Raw genomic sequence first — 16825 nt, 5'->3', positions numbered from 1 at the left:
CGGCCCCGCCGGCGTGGAACACACTGCCGTGCTGGTACTTGCTCGGCACCGAGGACAAGGCCATCCCGCCGGAGCTGCAGCGGTTCATGGCCGAGCGCGCCAACGCGACGATCGTGGAGGTCGCGGCTTCACACGTCTCGTTCGTGTCCCAGCCCGAGGCCGCAACCCAGCTCATCCTGCTGGCCGCCGAAGCGACAGCCGACGCCGGCTGACCAGCGCAGTCATCACGACCTCCGGCCGCGTGATCGAGCCGAGCACACCGCCGCCTGTGCCAGCCACCTGGTGCAGAGTTCGGGGCAGCCCGCACCGACCCGGGCGGGCAGATGCTCGACGTCGCTGCGGCATGACTTGGCTCTATCGTTGCGCGGGTGGACGAAACAATCGCCGAGCAGATCGAGTACTACCGGGCGCGCGCCGGAGAGTACGACGACTGGTGGGTCCGTCGAGGACGGTATGCGCTGCCACCCGAGCTGGAGCGGCAGTGGTTCCACGACGTCGCCCAGGCGGAAACAGCGTTGCGGGATTTCGCTCCGACAGGACGGGTGCTCGAGCTGGCCTGCGGTACCGGGCTGTGGACCCGGCATCTGGTCGGACACGCCCAACACGTCACCGCCGTCGACGCCTCACCGGAGGTCATCGAGCACAACCGCGAACGACTCGCCGGGGCACGACTCAATATCGAATACGTGGTGGCCGATCTGTTCGACTGGCAACCCCCGTCGGCGGCGTATGACGTGGTGATGTTCACCTACTGGCTGTCGCATGTCCCCGATGATCGACTGGCAGAGTTCTGGACCGGGGTCCGGTCAGCGCTGAAACCCGGCGGCCGAGTCTTCGTCATCGACAGCGCTTCACTGTCACCCCAACCGCCCGGCGGGCGACCGGAGCAGCGCCAGCTGGCTGACGGGCGCCAATTCACCGTGCTGAAGCGGTACTGGAGCGACGACGAGCTCGAGTCCGACCTGCGCTCCCGCGGCTGGAGCCCGATGGTGTACACGACCGACAACCAGATGATCCTTGTCGCAACCGCAACCGCCGCCGCCACCGGTCCTGAGCGCGCTGACTGACTGAGTCGCCGTCGCGGCAGACTGCAGCAGCGCGGCTAGTCTCACTTCGGCTCGATACCCGCGACCCGCCCGGCCGCGCGTGCTTTCCGCAACTTCTCCTCCGTCCGCGCGAGCTCACGGTCCACCGATCCAGATAATCCCGGCTCGTGTACGACATGAGTCGCTCACCGCCACGACACCCTCGAGTCGGGGCCAGACCTCGACAGATGGTGCTCCGGGCAACGACCGAACACCCTTCACCCCAACAGAATTGACCTTCACCCAGCCATCTCCGCGGCCCGGCGTGTAGCGGGTGGCGGCGTCCTTGACCACCCAGCCCTTCACGCCCAAGGACCTCGAACCATTCGCGGGCCTCGTCGATGTCGTCGGCAACAGGGGTCAGATGCAGGGGCGGCACCCGGTGGCGTGCGAGCTGCTGCCGCCGGACGGTCCAACGCTGCGTGCGTAGATCCACCCCCCGGCCACGAGCAGGTCGAAGGCCGCGTGCGCCGGGGCCCGTGCCTGCGCCGGACTGGTCACCAGCCGCTGCTGGAGCGCATCGAAGCTCAGGCGGTCGCCCGCGCCGAGGATGAGCAGCTCACTGTTTATCTTTAGCCGGCAGCTGGCGTGTGCTGTACTGCTTGGCCGTGGGCGTCGTGGACATGTCCACGACGGCGTGGTTTCTGTGGTTGTGCCGCAGCTTTCTGCGCTGATCCCTTGGCGAGCGTCAGGTCTGGATCGCGTCGGCGGGTCAGCGACTACCGCAAGGGAAAGGAGTTTCGCGCGGCGACATGGATGGGACTTCTGACCTCTTCCGCTGGGCTCAATTACACGCTGGCGCGGGAGCGCTAACACAGGGCGTCCTACTGTGTCTGGCGTGTGCCCTGACATGGTTCGATCCGCTGGTTCGCCGAGATCGCACGACGGCCGGAATCGCAATCGGCGGATGGGTTTTCATGGCGGTCGTCGGCGGCTGGCGCTCTGCTTTCGTCGAGAACCCGAGCGGCGTAGTCGCTTGGGGAGTCGCCGGACTCTACTCGTTGATTGTCATCGCAACGCTTGGTCGACCGATGCTCATGTTGTCGGATCTGCTTGAGGAAAAAGAGGAGGAAGAGAAGGGATTCCTGCTGCCGAGGAACCTCCGGCGTAGATCTCGAGCGGCTCAAGCCATTGTGATCGCAGGAGTCGTCGGCGGCCTGTTCGCGGCGTTCTACCTATGACCCGTCACCGCAAGGCCTCTCGGTGATCCATTGCCAGCGGGTTGTCTGGGGAGGAATGTGGAGGGATCGGGAGGCTTGCTGCGACGTGGGGGGACCACATGGCAGATCGTCGGACCGGCATGCGCTGGCCGCTGCCGGCCGCAACCGCGCTCCTGGCCGTTAGCGGCTGCGGCATGACTGTCGGAGATGAGTCTGCCGGCCCTGCGGAAGAACCCAGCCCGAGTGTGATTGTCCCTGCGCTGCCCAGCACAATGCCTCGTCCCAGCGGTACTACGCGTCGCGGACCGCAGCCGGTCGAGGTCCAGTACCACCTCCACATCGACAACGCCGCGGACGATAGCCCGCTGGATGCGCGATACAACATCACTACCGACGGCGGCACGAAGGTTCGGCTCAAGATCTCTCTGTACGGGGAACCTGGCATCGTCACGGAGGAGTCCGTGTACACCTGGGACGGCGGCAAGATCCTGGCGTTCTCAGAACAGAACGAGCCGCCGTACCGTGTCTATGAGGCTCCCGACGAGCACCCAGACGAATCCCAACTGGTGACGCACTGGCCGCAGATCCTGTGGTCGGCACCCAAGGGTGCGCAATGCATCGAGCTGAAGTCCACCAAGACGATCATCGGCCGCGCCGCAGTGGGATACCGCTGCGTGACCGCCACTCCGCAGCCGGGAGAGCCCGCGACGGGTCAGCTTTGGCGCGACCAGGCAACCGGGATCCTGCTGACGGACGAGACCATGGTCGCCGAGAAACTGGTACTCGCCCCCACGATCGACGCGACGACGTTCTCCACCAAGCCGCCCGCCGGTGCCAGGTCCATTGTCATCGCGGCCAAAACCCCGTCCCCAGGACAAACGAAGAGAGCCCCTGACTTCACCCTGGACCTGATCAAGGGCGGCCGGATCGGACTGAAGGACCTGGCCGGCAAACCCTTCGTACTCGCGTTCTACATGTCGGACCTGGCCTTCGACGAATCGGGCGAGGTGTGCCCGGGCTGCCGTGAGGCACTGCTCGCCCTGCAGACCCAGACCGGCAACGGCGTCAAACCGAGAGTGGTCGGAGTACAGGTAGGTGACCTCGGGAAGCCCGGTTATCCCCTTGCCGTGCCGGGCGTCACGCTCACCCTCGCCCATGAACAGACCCCGATGGTCCAGAACAGCTTCGGGCTGACCGGAATGGTCAGCTTTGTCTTCATCCGCGCCGACGGCGCAATCGCCGCAGCCTACGACCACGCCCCGACCAACCAGCAGATCACGCAGAGTCTCGCCGCGCTCCACTGACACGAGCCGCGCCAGTGCGGTCGCGGCTCGCTTGGCGAGTTCAGTGAAGGTAGCCGTCCCACTTCACCTCATAGCGCGATCCGCCCGGCAGGGCATGCCGCATTCGGACCTCGCTCGGTTCAGTGCGTCGCCTGCGATCCGGAGCGATGGCGCTGGCGGCCCCCAGGACCCCGGCGATCGCCTTGCGGATCTCGGCGACAGGTCCGAATTTCCACGCGTAGACGCGCGTTACGATCAGGCAACGGTGGCGAACGGTGACCCAACCAGCCGCCCGGTCGGTGGGTAGACCAGGTGTGGCTCCAATGAGCGAGGCAGTGGATCTCGTGCCGGATATGCCGGATCACGAGCAGGGTTTCGCCGCTTGGGTGAGTCCGCACATGCCGGCGATGGCCCGTGTGGCGTCGCGGCTGGCAGCCGGTGCGGATCGCGACGACATCGTGCAGGAGGCGCTGGCCCGGGCTTCGGTGAAACGACGCCAGTTCGACCCGGCCCAGGGCGCGCCATCCGCGTGGCTGCTCGCGATCACGGCCGACCAAGCCCGGAAGGCAACGCGCCGGTCGCGTCGGGTCGCCGAGTTCGTCGAGCGGGCCGAACCGACACCGGACCGCGACAACAGCATCGATGTCGAACGCGCCGTGGCCAGGCTGCCGCGCCGGCAACGGATAGCTGTCGATTGCTTCTACTTCGCGGATCTGTCGATCGCGGAAACCGCGGCGGTGATGGGCTGTTCGGAAGGCACGGTCAAGTCGACACTTTCTGATGCCCGGGCCCGCCTGCGCTCGGAATTGGAGGTTGCAGGATGAGCACATCGGATCGCCGCGACGAGGTCGACAAGCTGCTGCACGCCGCCGGCGCGGCCTGGCGCGCGACACAGCCCGAGCCTCCTGAACCGGACCTGGCCCGGCTTCGGTCGCGTCGGCCACGCAGGCGATGGGCGCCGGTGCTGGCGGCCGCCAGTGTCGCCGCCATCGCGGTCGCAGTCGCAGTCACGGTGCTCCCAAACCGCTCGGGCCCGCCCGGGCCGGTGGCTGGTGGCGGAGGTGAGGCGCAGTACCTGGTCCGCGACGGTGACCGGGTCGAGGTCACCGGCATAGTGATCGCGGCACCCGAGCGACCGGTGGTCTACTGTCCGCCCCTATCGGCGCCCTCCTCTTCCGGCGACGATGCGCCAAACTGCCCCGCCGACTTCGCCGTGACCTTGACCGGCGTCGATCTCAGCCGGTTAGCCGAGCCAGGCACCAAGAACGGCATCCGCTTCGGCTACGCCCGACTGCGCGGGACCTGGCACGACCACACGATCACGGTCGCCGAGCAGTCGACGCCTGCCGCGAATGCGCTGATGGGTCCACCAGATACCGACCCCGTTCCGTGCCCGGAACCAGCCGGCGGGTGGCCGGTGCCAGATCCGACCCGCAACGACCTGCCCAGCACGGCGGCGGTGGAGCGTCTTGTCGAGCAGCAGCCGGAGCGCTTTGGTGCGACCTGGGTCGCGTTCGCGGACGGTACGGTGCGGCCCGCACGGGCCTGGACAGTGCCAGTCGTGCTCGTGGTGAACCTGCTCGACGGCGACGTAGACCAGGCCCGCCGCGACCTCCAGCCCCTGTACGACGGAAACCTGTGCGTCAGCCCAGGAAACGTCACGACTAGCAGGTTGACCGAGGCCGCCCACAAAGGAACCGCACTGGCCCGTGACACCCACAACGGAATCTGGGAGATCTCTGGCGTCGGACCCGACGGGGAGTACAGCGGAGGGCCAGTCAAAGTAGGCCTCGTCGTCGTCGACGAACGACTGTACGGCGAGTTCCAGAAGATCGGCCTCGACCTACTCAACCTGCACCCAGCAGTTCGGCCGATCCGTTAGCCCCGCGGTGAGCAGCGGCAGCGCTTGCCCACGAGCCGCTCACCGGCACACGGCCGCTGAACCAACCAAGCATTAGCAAGGAAAGACCACCGACGATGACCCAGCGACGACGGCGCGCCTGCGGCGCACAATCGACGCTAATGGCATACAAGGCGGCGCTGGAGCACTGGATGTCCCACTCCAGCCTTGGTGGATGCTCGCACGGCAGATAACACGCCGATGGCGACGTTTTGACGCCGATGGCCTGTCTCTGCAGGAGTGTTGGGAAACGATCGTTTCTCGACGCCTCCATCAGCTGGCCGGCCAGGATTTCGACACGCCGCGGACGGATTGTCATAAACGTATTGCAAAGTCGGAGTGTCCGAGAAATCCACGCTCACGCCCTTTTGCACAGTCAGCGGTGAGACGGCTACCGATCTCGACCACCGCGCCGCGACCCTGGACAACGCGGAAGGCCAGGGGTTTGATGGAAGGCGGGCACAGGGGACAGACCGGATCAGCCTGACCTGGCGGCAAACTGCTGGGGTCGGCGAGGTCCAGTCGGCAGGTGCTTGGTACGGCCGGCCCGGCCCGTTGGGGGGACGTCATCGCACAGGGCAAACGGTCCGGCACACCCGGACGAATGGGCAGTGCGTGGCGGCGGGTAGCCGTAGCCGTAGCGGTGGCACTGGTGGCCATGACGGCCATGCTGGCCGGGGCTACGTCCGCGGTGGCCAAGCCGGGCGCCCCGGTGCTGGCGTTCGCCCCCTCGCCGTATGACTACGGGCGGGTCATCCCCGGAGAGAGCGCTTCCCGGGGCTTCACTCTGACCAACACGGGGCGGAAGGCCTCCGGCAAGCTGAAGGTGACGCTGTCTGGCGCGGCCGCGTTCACCGTTACCAGCGACCGGTGCAGCGGAACCCGGCTCCGGCCGGGCAAGTCCTGTGTGGTCATGGTGCGGTTTGCCCCCACCAGCGTGGCCACCGTAACCGCTACCGTGGCCGCGGCCAGCAAGGGCCGCGTGAGCGCCACTGTTGCCCTCAGCGGCACCGGGACCGGTCTCGGCGGGGCGCAGCCCGGCCAGCTCTATTGGTCAGGCGACGACATCTGGGCGGCCGACCTGGACGGCAGCAACCCTCACGACATCCTCTCCGCGTTTGAACCCACGTTGGGGGTGGCGGTCGACAGCAGCCATGTTTACTGGATCAACAGGAACACCGGCGCGGTCCGCCGGGCCAACCCGGATGGCAGCAACGCCCAGGACCTCGTCCCTGGGTCCAACGCCGCTCCCGGCACCGGTGGGCTGGCGGTCGACGCCAACCACGTCTACTGGACGAGTTACGCCGCGGGCTCGGCCCCAGGCACCATCTGGCGGGCCAACGTCGGGGACGGCAGCAACCCCCAGGCCATCGCCACTGCTCAGGCCACTCCCTTCGGGATCGCGGTCGATGGCAGCCACATCTACTGGACCAACAGTGGCGACGGGACCATCTGGCGAGCCAACCTCGACGGCACCAACGCCCAGTCCATCGTCCAGGGCGAGGGCCAGCAGAGCCTCTTTGCGGTAACGGTCGACGCCAACCACCTGTATTGGACCAACCGCAGCCAGAACACGGTCAAGCGGGCCAACCTGGATGGCACCAACCCCCAGACCCTCCTCAGCGGCCAGAACCTCCCGCAGGCGATAGCGGTCGATGCCCTTTACGTGTACTGGTCCAACCTCGGGGACGGAACTGGTGCGATCCGCCGGGCCAACTTGGCGGACGGCACCAACCCGCAAGTCTTCATCGCCAACACCTCCAGCCCCCAACTGATGGCGTTCACCCCGCCCCCAGCGCCGGCGCTGGGGTTCACGCCCTCCTCGCACGACTTCGGGGAGGTGGCGACCAAGCAGGCGGCCTCTCAGAGCTTCACCCTGGCCAACTCGGTCGGGCACGCCACTACCGGCCCACTCACGGTGACGGTGACCGGCGCGGCCGCCTTCACCACCGGCAGCGACACCTGCACCGGTACCAGTCTGGTTCCGGGGGCGTCCTGCACGGTCACGGTGAGCTTTGCGCCCACCAGCCTCGGCATCGTCACCGCCAACCTGACCGCGGCCAGCCAGACCCCCGCCGCCAGCACCACCGCCGCGCTCACCGGTACCGGGGTGGGCCACATCTACTGGGTCAATCAGGGGCAGACCATCGAGGACGGCTCGGTCAACGTGGCCAGTTCCAACGGCAGCAACGCCCAGGTCATCGACGGGTCCGGCCTCCCCAGTTTCCCGGTGGGCGTGGCTGTCGCCAACAGTGCCCTCCTTGTGGCCAGTCTGGGGGACTTGGCCACCGACCCTGACGTAGGGCCCGCCATCCATGACTACAACAGCCAAGCACAATACTGCTATTTTGCGGCCAGCGAAGGTCCGAACAAGTTGGCGATCAACCCCAACAACCCCAATGACATCTACTACCGGGGTCCTGTGACGGCGTCCGACCGACCGACGATCTGGCGAGGCACCTGGCCCGATTGCAGCAGCTTCCACCCCATCGTCACCACCCAAGGCCTCCCGCAGCTGGGTGGGCTGGCGGTCGATGCAGACCACGTGTACTGGAGCAACTACCGCCAACTCGAAGGCGACGGCACGATCATGCGGGCCAACCTGGACGGCACCGACCCCGTGCAACTCGCCCAAGGCCTGGACGCCCCACAAGGGCTGGCGGTCGACGCCAACTACCTGTACTGGACCAACGACGGCACCACGATCGTGCGCGCCAGCCTCAACGACGTTCCCTTCACGCCCGAGCCAATCGTCACCAACCAGACCGGCATCCCGGTGGCGCTGGCGGTCGACGCCACTCACCTCTACTGGACCAACTACAACGGAACGATCTGGCGGGCCGACCTGGACGGCACCAAACCCCAACAAATCATCGCCGGCCAGAACAAGCCGGTCGCCATCACGGCCACCCCGTAATACGTGGCACTGTCGGGGTCGCCCCGGATGATCTGACGAAGCATCTTCTGACCTTTCCTGAGTTTGTGGTGCTGAATTATCTCGTCCCGGCACTGACAAACCGTGACCCGCCCGCCCACGCTGATCCAGGCATCCGCTCGCCCACACGCTGCCAGCCCGGCTAGCATCCGAGAAGTACCCTTGGCCGGTGTTCTCGCCTCGTGGCCCGTCTCTGCGTGAACTGGCGATCCAGGCGCTGTCCTCGGTCGAGCGCGGCTATGACCTGCTCGCTCCGAAGTTCGACCACACGCCTTTTCGCACCCCCGAGAGCATTCTTGACGCGACCGCCGACGCGCTGCGTCCGCTCGGGCCGTTCGGCCGAGGACTGGACGTGTGCTGCGGCACCGGTGCGGGCATGCGGGTCCTGCAACCCCTGTGCCAAGGACGGATCACGGGCGTCGACTTCAGCACTGGCATGCTCGCGCAGGCGCGCAGTGCGCACCCGGACGCCGAGTGGGTACGCGCCGACGTCCGGGCCCTGCCTTTCGCCGAGGCCTTCGACCTGGCGGTCAGCTTCGGAGCGCTCGGGCACCTCCTGCCCGCCGAACGGCCCGCGCTGTTCGCCGGGGTGTACCGCGCGCTACGGCCCGGCGGGCTCTTCGCCTTCCCGATCGGCGCGCCGCCACCCATCACCTCGGGCGGGTACTGGGCGCTGCTCGGATTCGATCTGGCGATGCGAATCCGCAATGCCGTGTGGCGTCCCCGGTTCGTCATGTACTACCGCACATACCCGCTGCACGCGGTCCGCAACGACCTGACAGCAGCCGGATTCATCATGACGACGGTCCCCTTGGCGGCTCTGGGCCGACGCGAGGACGGCAGCCCGCGGTGCCGGCTTGTCCTCGCGCGCAGAACCAGCACGCCCTGACTGATACGCACGCCGCAGAAGCTCGGACCGCAACTCGGCATGCGGGGGCGCGATCTGCGGCTCGTAGACACCGTGACCTAGACGGAATGGATTCTGTGTCGTGCACTGTCGCGCTGAGGGGCTATTCGGCAGGTGTACGAAACTCTCTTGTGCGGTGAGGCACGGTGCTGGCGGTGGCGCTACGTTGGCGCTCATGTCAGATGTTGGCTGGGCCGCGGGAGGTCGGGTGCGAGCGTTTGCGGTCTGGCGCAGGCACGTAGTCCGAGGCTGTCGTCTGCCTCGCCGAGGACGTGCCATCGGCGAGGCAGACGCGGCGGACCTGTCGCCGCGATCAGGGTAGCGGCTCCGGTGTGTGGCGCGCCGGCGGCTACTTGCGGACGGTGGGGCTGGTGGAGCCCCAGATGGTCTTGGTGGTGGCGTCGTAAATGACGACGCGGTAGTCGCGTACCGCGCTAGTGCTGTAGGTGTAGCTGTAGGTGCCGGCCGAGGACGAATAGACGTCCTTGAGGCCGTGCCAGGTGGTCGAACCGGGGGTGCGGTACTGGATCTGGCCGCGGGCCCCGGACCAGCCGATCAGCTTGTTGCCGGCCTGCCACCAGCGGCCCGCGAGTGTCTTGACGTTAACCTTCGTACCGGTACGGGTGGGGGTGACCCGGCTGTAGGAGGCGAGCCGCACATCGGTGGTGGGGGTGTATTGGAAGACCGTGTTGTCGCTGGCGTCGAAGGCGCCCTCGGGCCGCCAGGTCCACACGCCGATCGGGTCGTCACCGAAGATGTCGAACGGCTGCGAGCGGTCGCTGTTCTCGTAGATGATGATGTCGATCGGGCCCTTGGTCGGGTGGGTCGCGCTCCAGGCGGCGTCGACGACGCCGGCGGCCGCGCAGTTCGGACCCTCGTTGATGGTGATGGTCCTGAACGGTGACCCGATCGCGATCCGGCCCGGGGCATACAGGCTGCAGCTACCCGCGGCCGACGCCGGCACCGGTACGGCAACCAGGCCCACGGTCAGCAGACCTGCGGCGGCGAGTAGGGATGAGACACGCATGATTGCTCCTCTGTCGGTTGGCGCGGAGAGGTCGCCGGCACCGTGCCGGCATCGTCCTGGCGCGCCCTGACAGCACAATCGTGGCGACGACCCCGGCCGTTACAACGTCGCACAAGCCAAGCGAGACCGCCGCCCACCGCCAACAGGGTCCGGCAGGCCTTGCGATCCGGCGCAACGTCTACGACAACTCTTACAACAGGCCCGTACGTTGGCGACTAAGTAACGTCAGGGTCGTGCCGAGCGTGCTCGTCTTCGGCGGATGGAAAGGGACTCTGGAGATCGACGGCGACCTCGCGACGATCGACAGCCTCGATCCAAGAAACAGCCAACGCGCGGCCAATGGCGCAGTCGGACAGGCTCGGGAGATCAAGTGTTGCCCGAGGCAACTGGGGCCATATGGGCGCACCTTCATCGTTGCTGCGCCCTACGCGCACCGAGCGGCCGACGGCAGGCTTGGCTCGCCCTGGTCGCCACGGTGACGTTCTCCTCGGTGCCGCGGCCGTGACTTCCGTTGCGATCTGGTGATAGCCGCGTGTCGAGCGACATCGTCGAAGAATCCACAGCCACCAACGCCTGGAGAGCCGCCTTCACTGGTCGCCGCGGCTTCGACCGTCAAGTAGCACCCGCCGATGGGCCAGGTCTGCACGGCTGGCCATCAGCGACACATGTCGCACACGCGAACGTTCGATACGACGAGCCTCTGACCTGGGAAGCTGCGCCCGGCCACCGAAACGGACAGGTCCCGACCCGAGAGAATGCACCTTGACCCAGGCGTCGCGGCGACCGGCGTGTAGCGCGAGGCTGCGCCTTTGACGACGAGTCCTTCGACCCCCATCGCGACGGGTAACACCTCGAACCACTCGGTGGCCTCGTCGAGGTCATCGGTGACAGGTGTCAGCTGCAACGGCGGGACCCAACCCTCGGACAGCTGCTCGAGTCGTTGCCGGCGGACGGTCCAGCGCTACGTGCGCAGGTCGACGCCGCTGACCGTGAGCAAGTCGAATGCGGCGTAGGAGGCGGGCAGCTCGGCCGCTTTGGCGCGGGCCTTCGCGGGGCTGGTGACGAGGCGCTGCTGGAGCGCGTCGAAGCTCAAGCGACCGTCGCCGCCGAGGATTGCCAGCTCACCGTCGAGCACCACGCCGTCGGGGACCTGGCGGGTCGCGGCGGCGGCGATGTCGGGGAAGCTGTCGGTGATGTCGTTGCGGTTGCGGGTCCACAGCCTCGCCTCCTGCCCGCGGCGGACAATCGCGACCCCGGTAACCTGTGACGGCGCGTTGTTCACGGCAAGGCCCCTATCGGGACACGCTCCGCCGGGACCGGTGCCAGCAAGCACCGCCCCAGACCACAGTCGACAGATCCAAGCCAGGACACACCGGTCTGCTCTCATACGGGTCAAACCGCGATCCCGGACGGCACACCATGATCCTCACAGCTCTCATAATCCCCAGCTCACGGGATCGCCCATCGTCGTTTGCCGCGAGTCAATTCAGCCGACGTAGGTCAGCCAGCCGCGGCCACCACATAACCGCATTGGCACGGCACAGTCAGCGAGCTCATCGACAAGCGCCGGATCCTACAGATACGGGCGCTTGCTCATGTCACGACCCCGGCGTCATCCCAGCAGACCGGCGAGACTGACTCCGAAGACAAGGAGACCCATCGCCATGCCGAACCACGCCACTCCGCGAAGTCGAGCCGCTTGAATATCACGATCGAGATCCGTGACCCGACCCGTTCGGACGAAACCGTCCACGATCCGATTAACGACCCAATCGCTCCTGGCCAGCGGTAAGAGGATGATTCAACCACTGAAATGCATACGACTCCGTAAGAGAATTTACCCCAATCGCCCGGATACCTTCGGATCCGGGCCCTCGTTCGATCGTCAGGGTTTCAGTCGCCACAACTTGGCGGCTGGCTGAGCAATCGTCGAGACCGGAAACCCGAAATCACGGAGCGCTCGAAGAATAGTATCGGTCTGGGCAGTCTTGAAGTAATACTCTCGACCGTCGGTGCGCCTGAACCCCACTCCGCGGAAACGTAGCCTCGATCGAATAAGAAACACTTCGGCAAGGTCGGTCGGCCCCACACGCAACGTCTCTGCGCGAGTCAGCCGAACAAGCGGTCCGCGGAGCCGCAACTCAAGCATGCTCGGGTCGAGGAGGAGTTCGGCGAAGAACTCCGTGGCATTGATCCGCCATCCACCCACCGTGGGCAGACTGGCTCCCCCGATCCACCGCCAGTGCGCGGACCGATCTCCAGGCATACTGCCATCACGCATGAGATTCCTAACCACGCTGGGAAGATTCCCGTGCAGGTCCGCCCTCGACGGTGAATGGCAGGACAATCAGGCCGGGAGCCCACCCTCCAGTAGCGACGCCGATTGTGCCACTATTCTGCGGGCGCTGACATCGACACGGTGGCTATCGCCGGCGTGGCCACGAACATAGCGGTGGAAAGCACTGCCCGAGCCGCCGCCGACCTCGGTTATCGCACCCTCGTTGTGTCCGATGCGTGCTCGACCACCTCCCAGGGCGCCCACACAATGCAACGCTAGAGTCCCTGACACTGCTCGCCGAAATTGTATCGGCAGATGATCTTCTAGCCACGCGTGCGGAACGCCTGCCGGGAAAGCTGACGGGGGATCCTCGACCTCGGATCCCTGAAGCCTGGGGAGATTTCGGATGAGCGGACCCGCCTTCGGGTCGCCAGGCGTGTCGCCGCCTGGCGGTCCAAAGTCATGGACCGGGGGTGTGCGGTGGGCATCGGTCAAGGTCGTCGATGTAGACAACGATTCGGTCGATCGCCAGGAGCTCGGTTAGTGACGGCGAAGGCGCCGATCTTGCCAGGGCTGACCTGTACCTCCTGAGCCTCGTCGCGATCCCGCTCCGCTGAGCCGGGCGAGAATGGCAGGGTCCTTGACTACTCGAGCCATCGCTAGTTGTTCGGATGCACAAGAGTTCGGCAGTGGTAACCGAGCGCGCAGCGGCGCAAGGTGCTGTACCGGGGTGCCGCAATCCGTCTCTGAGGCATCACTGGCGTGGGCTGCCCAGGTGCCGACAATCGCTACGCCTCCCGTGGGTTCTGAGCCGACGATCTGCCGTTGTCAGCTAGTTGGCGGCCTCGAAGGCCTCCCGAACCTTGGCCGGCACCCGCCCACGGTCACTGACCTCGTACCCGTTCGCCCGAGCCCACTCCTTGACAGTGCGAGCATCCGCAGCGATCTTGCTGCGGATGACCCGCCGGCCGCGCCCGTTCCTGATCGGGCGGCCCGCAGCGACGTAAGGCCGGAGCGCGGCGCGCAACACTGCCGCGTGCCTGGCGCGGAGGTCGATCTCATACGACCTGCCGTCGAGCGCGAAGGACACCGTCTCACCCTTGCCGGTAGCGATCTTGCCGCCGTCAAGGTCATCCGTCAGCAGGATCTCGACTCGTTGGACCATGGGTCGCCTCCTCGCGGTAGATGCAGGTGTAGACAGCATCGCTCACCACACCCACACCGAAGCGGCTTACCCGCCGAGAGAGTCCCCCGAAGGCGACTACCTGGCCCTGCCAAAGACCTCGAGAGCCGGTGCCGGCGGTGAACGCCGCGGGCTCGCCCCTCCGCCTCGCGGCGATGGCGCGCCTTGCCCCGGAAGAGTCCGATTGGGAAGCTCGCACGGCTGGGCGGCGGGAGGCGCCACTGCATCGGCCGAGGGATCAATCGTGGTGCGAAATGGAGTCGAACACAGTCAACGGGTGGGGGCAGAAGGTCCTCAACCTGAGGGCTCTGACGCCTAGAGAGACTGGCTGCTACGGCATCATTGGCCCTTTTAGTCCACTGGTTGCGAAATGGACTACCCAGTTGGCAAAACGCTGCAAGGTCATCTTGGCGGTTGCTTGACGACAATGGTTCCAGCGAGTTTGTCGTGCCAGCCCTGTCGACCTCCTGTTGAGTCCCAGAATGGAGAGAGGTAGAGAATTATTGAGCCGAATAATAAGCCTGGGATCCAGGCGATGAGTTGCACGACCCAACGCAAGAGGGACGGGCCCCAGCCGACTGGGCCACCGTCGAGACGACGGACGACCTTTAGTCGCAGCAGCCGCTTCCCAACAGTGTTGCCCCAGCGCGCGGTGAGCACGACCTCATACACGGCGAGCGTCAGAAGTGAGCCGAGGAAAAACAGAGTGTCAGCGAAAGTCGTGGGAGCACTCTCACCAGTCGGGGTCGGTTCGCTGGTAGGTACCAGGAAAATCAACGGGAGCAGGATCAGCATCCAGTCGATGAAGCGGGCGAGGAACCTTTCACCCATGCTGGCGACACGTCCGCGAGCGAGAATAGCGCCGACGTCGCGGTAGTCGGGACGTTCTGCGTGTATCGCGGCGAAGGTCTGTGCGGCGCCAACCCAGTCGCCGCGGTCCAGTTGGAGGCGTCCGGTGGTGTAGCGGTCGGCGAGTTCGGCCTCGGCCTTGGCTGCGGTGACCAGCCCGGCCGACGCCGGGTCAAGCTCCGCGAGTTGCTCACCAGCAGCGATGACGGCTGCCCACTCGCCGGCGGCATACAGGCGACGGAGGTTGGCCTGCGCCTCGGCCTGCCATTGCGCGGCGCGTGCCGACTCCAGACGGCGAGCGACGTCGCGGTAGTCGGGACGTTCTGCGTGTATCGCGGCGAAGGTCTGTGCGGCGCCAACCCAGTCGCCGCGGTCCAGTTGGAGGCGTCCGGTGGTGTAGCGGTCGGCGAGTTCGGCCTCGGCTGCGGTGACCAGCCCGGCCGACGCCGGGTCAAGCTCCGCGAGTTGCTCACCAGCAGCGATGACGGCTGCCCACTCGCCGGCGGCATACAGGCGACGGAGGTTGGCCTGCGCCTCGGCCTGCCATTGCGCGGCGCGTGCCGACTCCAGACGGCGAGCGACGTCGCGGTCGTTGGGGTGGGCGGTGAGAAGGTGTTCCAGTGCCGCCACAGCGTCGCTCCAGTGTGCCTGCTCCGCAGCTGCAGATGCGTCGGCGTCCCACTCGGCTTCTTGACGCTGCTGGCGGGCGTGAGCCAGCTGCTGGACGACTTGCGGATGGTTCGGATACCGGGTCGACACCTGTTCCAGCAGGTCGACAGCGGTGATCCAGCGCTGGGTGTAAAACGCGGCGAGCGCCGCGGAGTACTCAGCGTCATTCCACAGATCAGCCGCCGCGTCGGAATCCTCTGGGGTTGGTTGGCTGGGAGCGAGTTCAAAGATTCGCCCGTCATGGGCGCGCAGGTAGAGCACGGGGGTGCCCCACTCGACTGGGTTCGGTTCGTTCCGGACGGCCTTCCGGGCCTCGGCCATTGCAGCGTCGAGCGGGTAGCCGTCGGCGACCGCCTCGTAGAAGTTGTGCGCAAAGGTGATCGCAGCGGTGTCGGTGATTTCGAACTGCATGGCGACGACTGCCGGAATACCCTGACGGACGAGGCTCTGCGCGGTGCCCGAGTACGGATCGGTGCGGCCGCCGCGAGCGCCCTCACACGAGTTCAGCACCGCCAGCCGCAAGGTCCGGTGGTCGTGCAGGAGCATGCCGAGGTCCTCGCCGCTCACCGGCTGGCCCCGCCCCGAAGCGCCCTCGAAGACCAGGACGCCGTCCTCGGCCTGCTGGTCATAGCCGCCGTGCCCGATGTAGTGGAACACGTGATAGTCGGCCCGGCGCAGCTGCCGCTGCAGATCTGCCAGCGTCCCAGTCGAGACTTCATCGACCATCACCCTGCCAGCGCCTTCGAGATCTGCCAGCGCCGAGCGCAGCCTGTCCCGCTCGCCATTGACGTCAAGCGGCGGAAGGTCGGTCGGGCTGGCGATCAGGACCAAGACCCGCAGCGGCGGGCGCACCGAAAGTGGACGAACGCGTCCGGGAAACTGCAGGTAGCGCACGACTGGAGTCCATTCCGACAGAGCCAGGAACCGCCGGTTCTCACGGTCGTACAGGTACTCCCAGGGAAGGTCGACAAGCTCCGGGCAGTCAGACAGCCGCAATCGCACCCGCAGTCCGGCGTCATCGCCCTCGGCCTGATCCAGGCTGGTAGCCAGCGCTACGCGCAACTCGTCGTGAAAGACCGCCTCGAACAGCCGTCCACCGAAATCACGGACAACCGCGGCGTCTCTCGGAGGCTCCCCCCGCGCCGGGCCTCGTCGAGGACGACCGACCCGAAGTAGGAAGTTTTCTACCTCTAGCTCCGAGAACGGAAGTCTGAAGTCGATCGGCGCGGTCTCCCCCGCCGGTGACTCAACCACCCGTGCGCGGTATCCGGCCTGTCCGGCTGATTCGACCAGCAGGTCGAAGTCGAGGTAGCTCAGCTCACGCATCACGATCCAGTTCCAGCGCTATCGAGCTGCCGTTGCCGCGTCCACACCGGTTGGGCCGCCAGACCTTCACAACCGCTGGTTGGCGGGCGCTGGTCGACATAGTTGACGTTCTTGCATCGGCGCTGAGACGGACATCCAAAGCCGCCTGCGCCTCATCAGGCGCATCCGCAAACGCTCTCGACCTGGCCAGCAGCCCCCGCGCCGCGGGCCACACCCGCCCGGC

At 66.5% G+C, this 16825-nt stretch carries 13 protein-coding genes; 9 read left to right on the top strand and 4 right to left on the bottom strand.

The features are described from left to right. The first annotated feature begins 38 nt into the window (after window positions 1-38). The 8 genes from AB0I34_RS23035 to AB0I34_RS23000 all read left to right on the top strand — a co-directional run bounded on the left by AB0I34_RS23035 (window position 39) and on the right by AB0I34_RS23000 (window position 9252). On the top strand, window positions 39-212 hold the full coding sequence (locus AB0I34_RS23035) for a hypothetical protein (protein WP_360448101.1): 174 nt from the start codon (window positions 39-41) through the stop codon (window positions 210-212). A 156-nt stretch (window positions 213-368) separates the two neighbouring features. Then, on the top strand, window positions 369-1067 hold the full coding sequence (locus AB0I34_RS23030) for a class I SAM-dependent methyltransferase (RefSeq protein ID WP_360448099.1): 699 nt from the start codon (window positions 369-371) through the stop codon (window positions 1065-1067). Between the two features lie 935 nt (window positions 1068-2002). Continuing rightward, window positions 2003-2266, top strand: a complete 264-nt coding sequence (locus AB0I34_RS23025; RefSeq protein ID WP_360448097.1) for a hypothetical protein — start codon at window positions 2003-2005, stop codon at window positions 2264-2266. 251 nt (window positions 2267-2517) lie between these two features. After that, a complete protein-coding gene (locus AB0I34_RS23020) occupies window positions 2518-3549 on the top strand; it encodes a hypothetical protein (RefSeq protein WP_360448094.1) in 1032 nt (343 codons plus the stop codon). A gap of 302 nt (window positions 3550-3851) precedes the next feature. After that, window positions 3852-4352 carry a sigma-70 family RNA polymerase sigma factor gene (locus AB0I34_RS23015; RefSeq protein ID WP_360448091.1) on the top strand — a complete coding sequence of 167 codons (501 nt, stop codon included), beginning with the start codon at window positions 3852-3854 and terminating at the stop codon, window positions 4350-4352. Further along, window positions 4349-5410: a hypothetical protein gene (locus AB0I34_RS23010; protein WP_360448088.1), complete on the top strand. Its 1062-nt coding sequence runs from the start codon at window positions 4349-4351 to the stop codon at window positions 5408-5410. The genes AB0I34_RS23015 and AB0I34_RS23010 overlap by 4 nt, the downstream gene beginning before the upstream one ends. A gap of 676 nt (window positions 5411-6086) precedes the next feature. Continuing rightward, complete coding sequence (locus tag AB0I34_RS23005; RefSeq protein WP_360448085.1) at window positions 6087-8345, top strand: choice-of-anchor D domain-containing protein; 2259 nt, start codon at window positions 6087-6089, stop codon at window positions 8343-8345. A gap of 187 nt (window positions 8346-8532) precedes the next feature. Next, window positions 8533-9252 (top strand): class I SAM-dependent methyltransferase, encoded by a 720-nt coding sequence (locus AB0I34_RS23000; RefSeq protein ID WP_360448083.1) that lies wholly within the window; start codon window positions 8533-8535, stop codon window positions 9250-9252. Between the two features lie 367 nt (window positions 9253-9619). Here the strand turns inward: AB0I34_RS23000 and AB0I34_RS22995 are convergent, their stop codons facing one another. Both AB0I34_RS22995 and AB0I34_RS22990 read right to left on the bottom strand, forming a co-directional pair. Beyond that, entirely contained in the window at window positions 9620-10297 is a 678-nt protein-coding gene (locus AB0I34_RS22995; RefSeq protein ID WP_360448080.1) for a hypothetical protein, read from the bottom strand. A 961-nt stretch (window positions 10298-11258) separates the two neighbouring features. Beyond that, window positions 11259-11579, bottom strand: a complete 321-nt coding sequence (locus tag AB0I34_RS22990; protein WP_360448078.1) for a hypothetical protein — start codon at window positions 11577-11579, stop codon at window positions 11259-11261. 1137 nt (window positions 11580-12716) lie between these two features. Here AB0I34_RS22990 and AB0I34_RS22985 point away from each other — a divergent pair. Further along, window positions 12717-12854: an isochorismatase family protein gene (locus tag AB0I34_RS22985; RefSeq protein ID WP_360448075.1), complete on the top strand. Its 138-nt coding sequence runs from the start codon at window positions 12717-12719 to the stop codon at window positions 12852-12854. Between the two features lie 553 nt (window positions 12855-13407). Here the strand turns inward: AB0I34_RS22985 and AB0I34_RS22980 are convergent. Together AB0I34_RS22980 and AB0I34_RS22975 are read right to left on the bottom strand one after the other, a co-directional pair. After that, complete coding sequence (locus AB0I34_RS22980; RefSeq protein ID WP_360448072.1) at window positions 13408-13740, bottom strand: Lsr2 family protein; 333 nt, start codon at window positions 13738-13740, stop codon at window positions 13408-13410. A 420-nt stretch (window positions 13741-14160) separates the two neighbouring features. Further along, the gene (locus AB0I34_RS22975; RefSeq protein ID WP_360448069.1) at window positions 14161-16602 is read right to left on the bottom strand and encodes a CHAT domain-containing protein; all 2442 of its coding nucleotides are present in this window, start codon (window positions 16600-16602) and stop codon (window positions 14161-14163) included. Window positions 16603-16825: the final 223 nt, after the last annotated feature.

Source organism: Kribbella sp. NPDC050281 (genome assembly GCF_040655855.1).
GTDB lineage: Bacteria > Actinomycetota > Actinomycetes > Propionibacteriales > Kribbellaceae > Kribbella.
Note: the sequence above shows the minus strand (reverse complement) of the source record. Positions and strands in the feature narration are given on the sequence as shown.

Excerpts from the sequence above, each read along its gene's own strand:
- AB0I34_RS23025 (WP_360448097.1), top strand. The coding sequence starts at position 2,003 with ATGGCGGTCGTCGGCGGCTGGCGCTCTGCTTTCGTCGAGAACCCGAGC.
- AB0I34_RS23020 (WP_360448094.1), top strand. The coding sequence starts at position 2,518 with ATGCCTCGTCCCAGCGGTACTACGCGTCGCGGACCGCAGCCGGTCGAG.
- AB0I34_RS23015 (WP_360448091.1), top strand. The coding sequence starts at position 3,852 with ATGAGCGAGGCAGTGGATCTCGTGCCGGATATGCCGGATCACGAGCAG.
- AB0I34_RS23010 (WP_360448088.1), top strand. The coding sequence starts at position 4,349 with ATGAGCACATCGGATCGCCGCGACGAGGTCGACAAGCTGCTGCACGCC.
- AB0I34_RS23005 (WP_360448085.1), top strand. The coding sequence starts at position 6,087 with ATGACGGCCATGCTGGCCGGGGCTACGTCCGCGGTGGCCAAGCCGGGC.
- AB0I34_RS22995 (WP_360448080.1), bottom strand. The coding sequence starts at position 10,297 with ATGCGTGTCTCATCCCTACTCGCCGCCGCAGGTCTGCTGACCGTGGGC.
- AB0I34_RS22980 (WP_360448072.1), bottom strand. The coding sequence starts at position 13,740 with ATGGTCCAACGAGTCGAGATCCTGCTGACGGATGACCTTGACGGCGGC.
- AB0I34_RS22975 (WP_360448069.1), bottom strand. The coding sequence starts at position 16,602 with ATGCGTGAGCTGAGCTACCTCGACTTCGACCTGCTGGTCGAATCAGCC.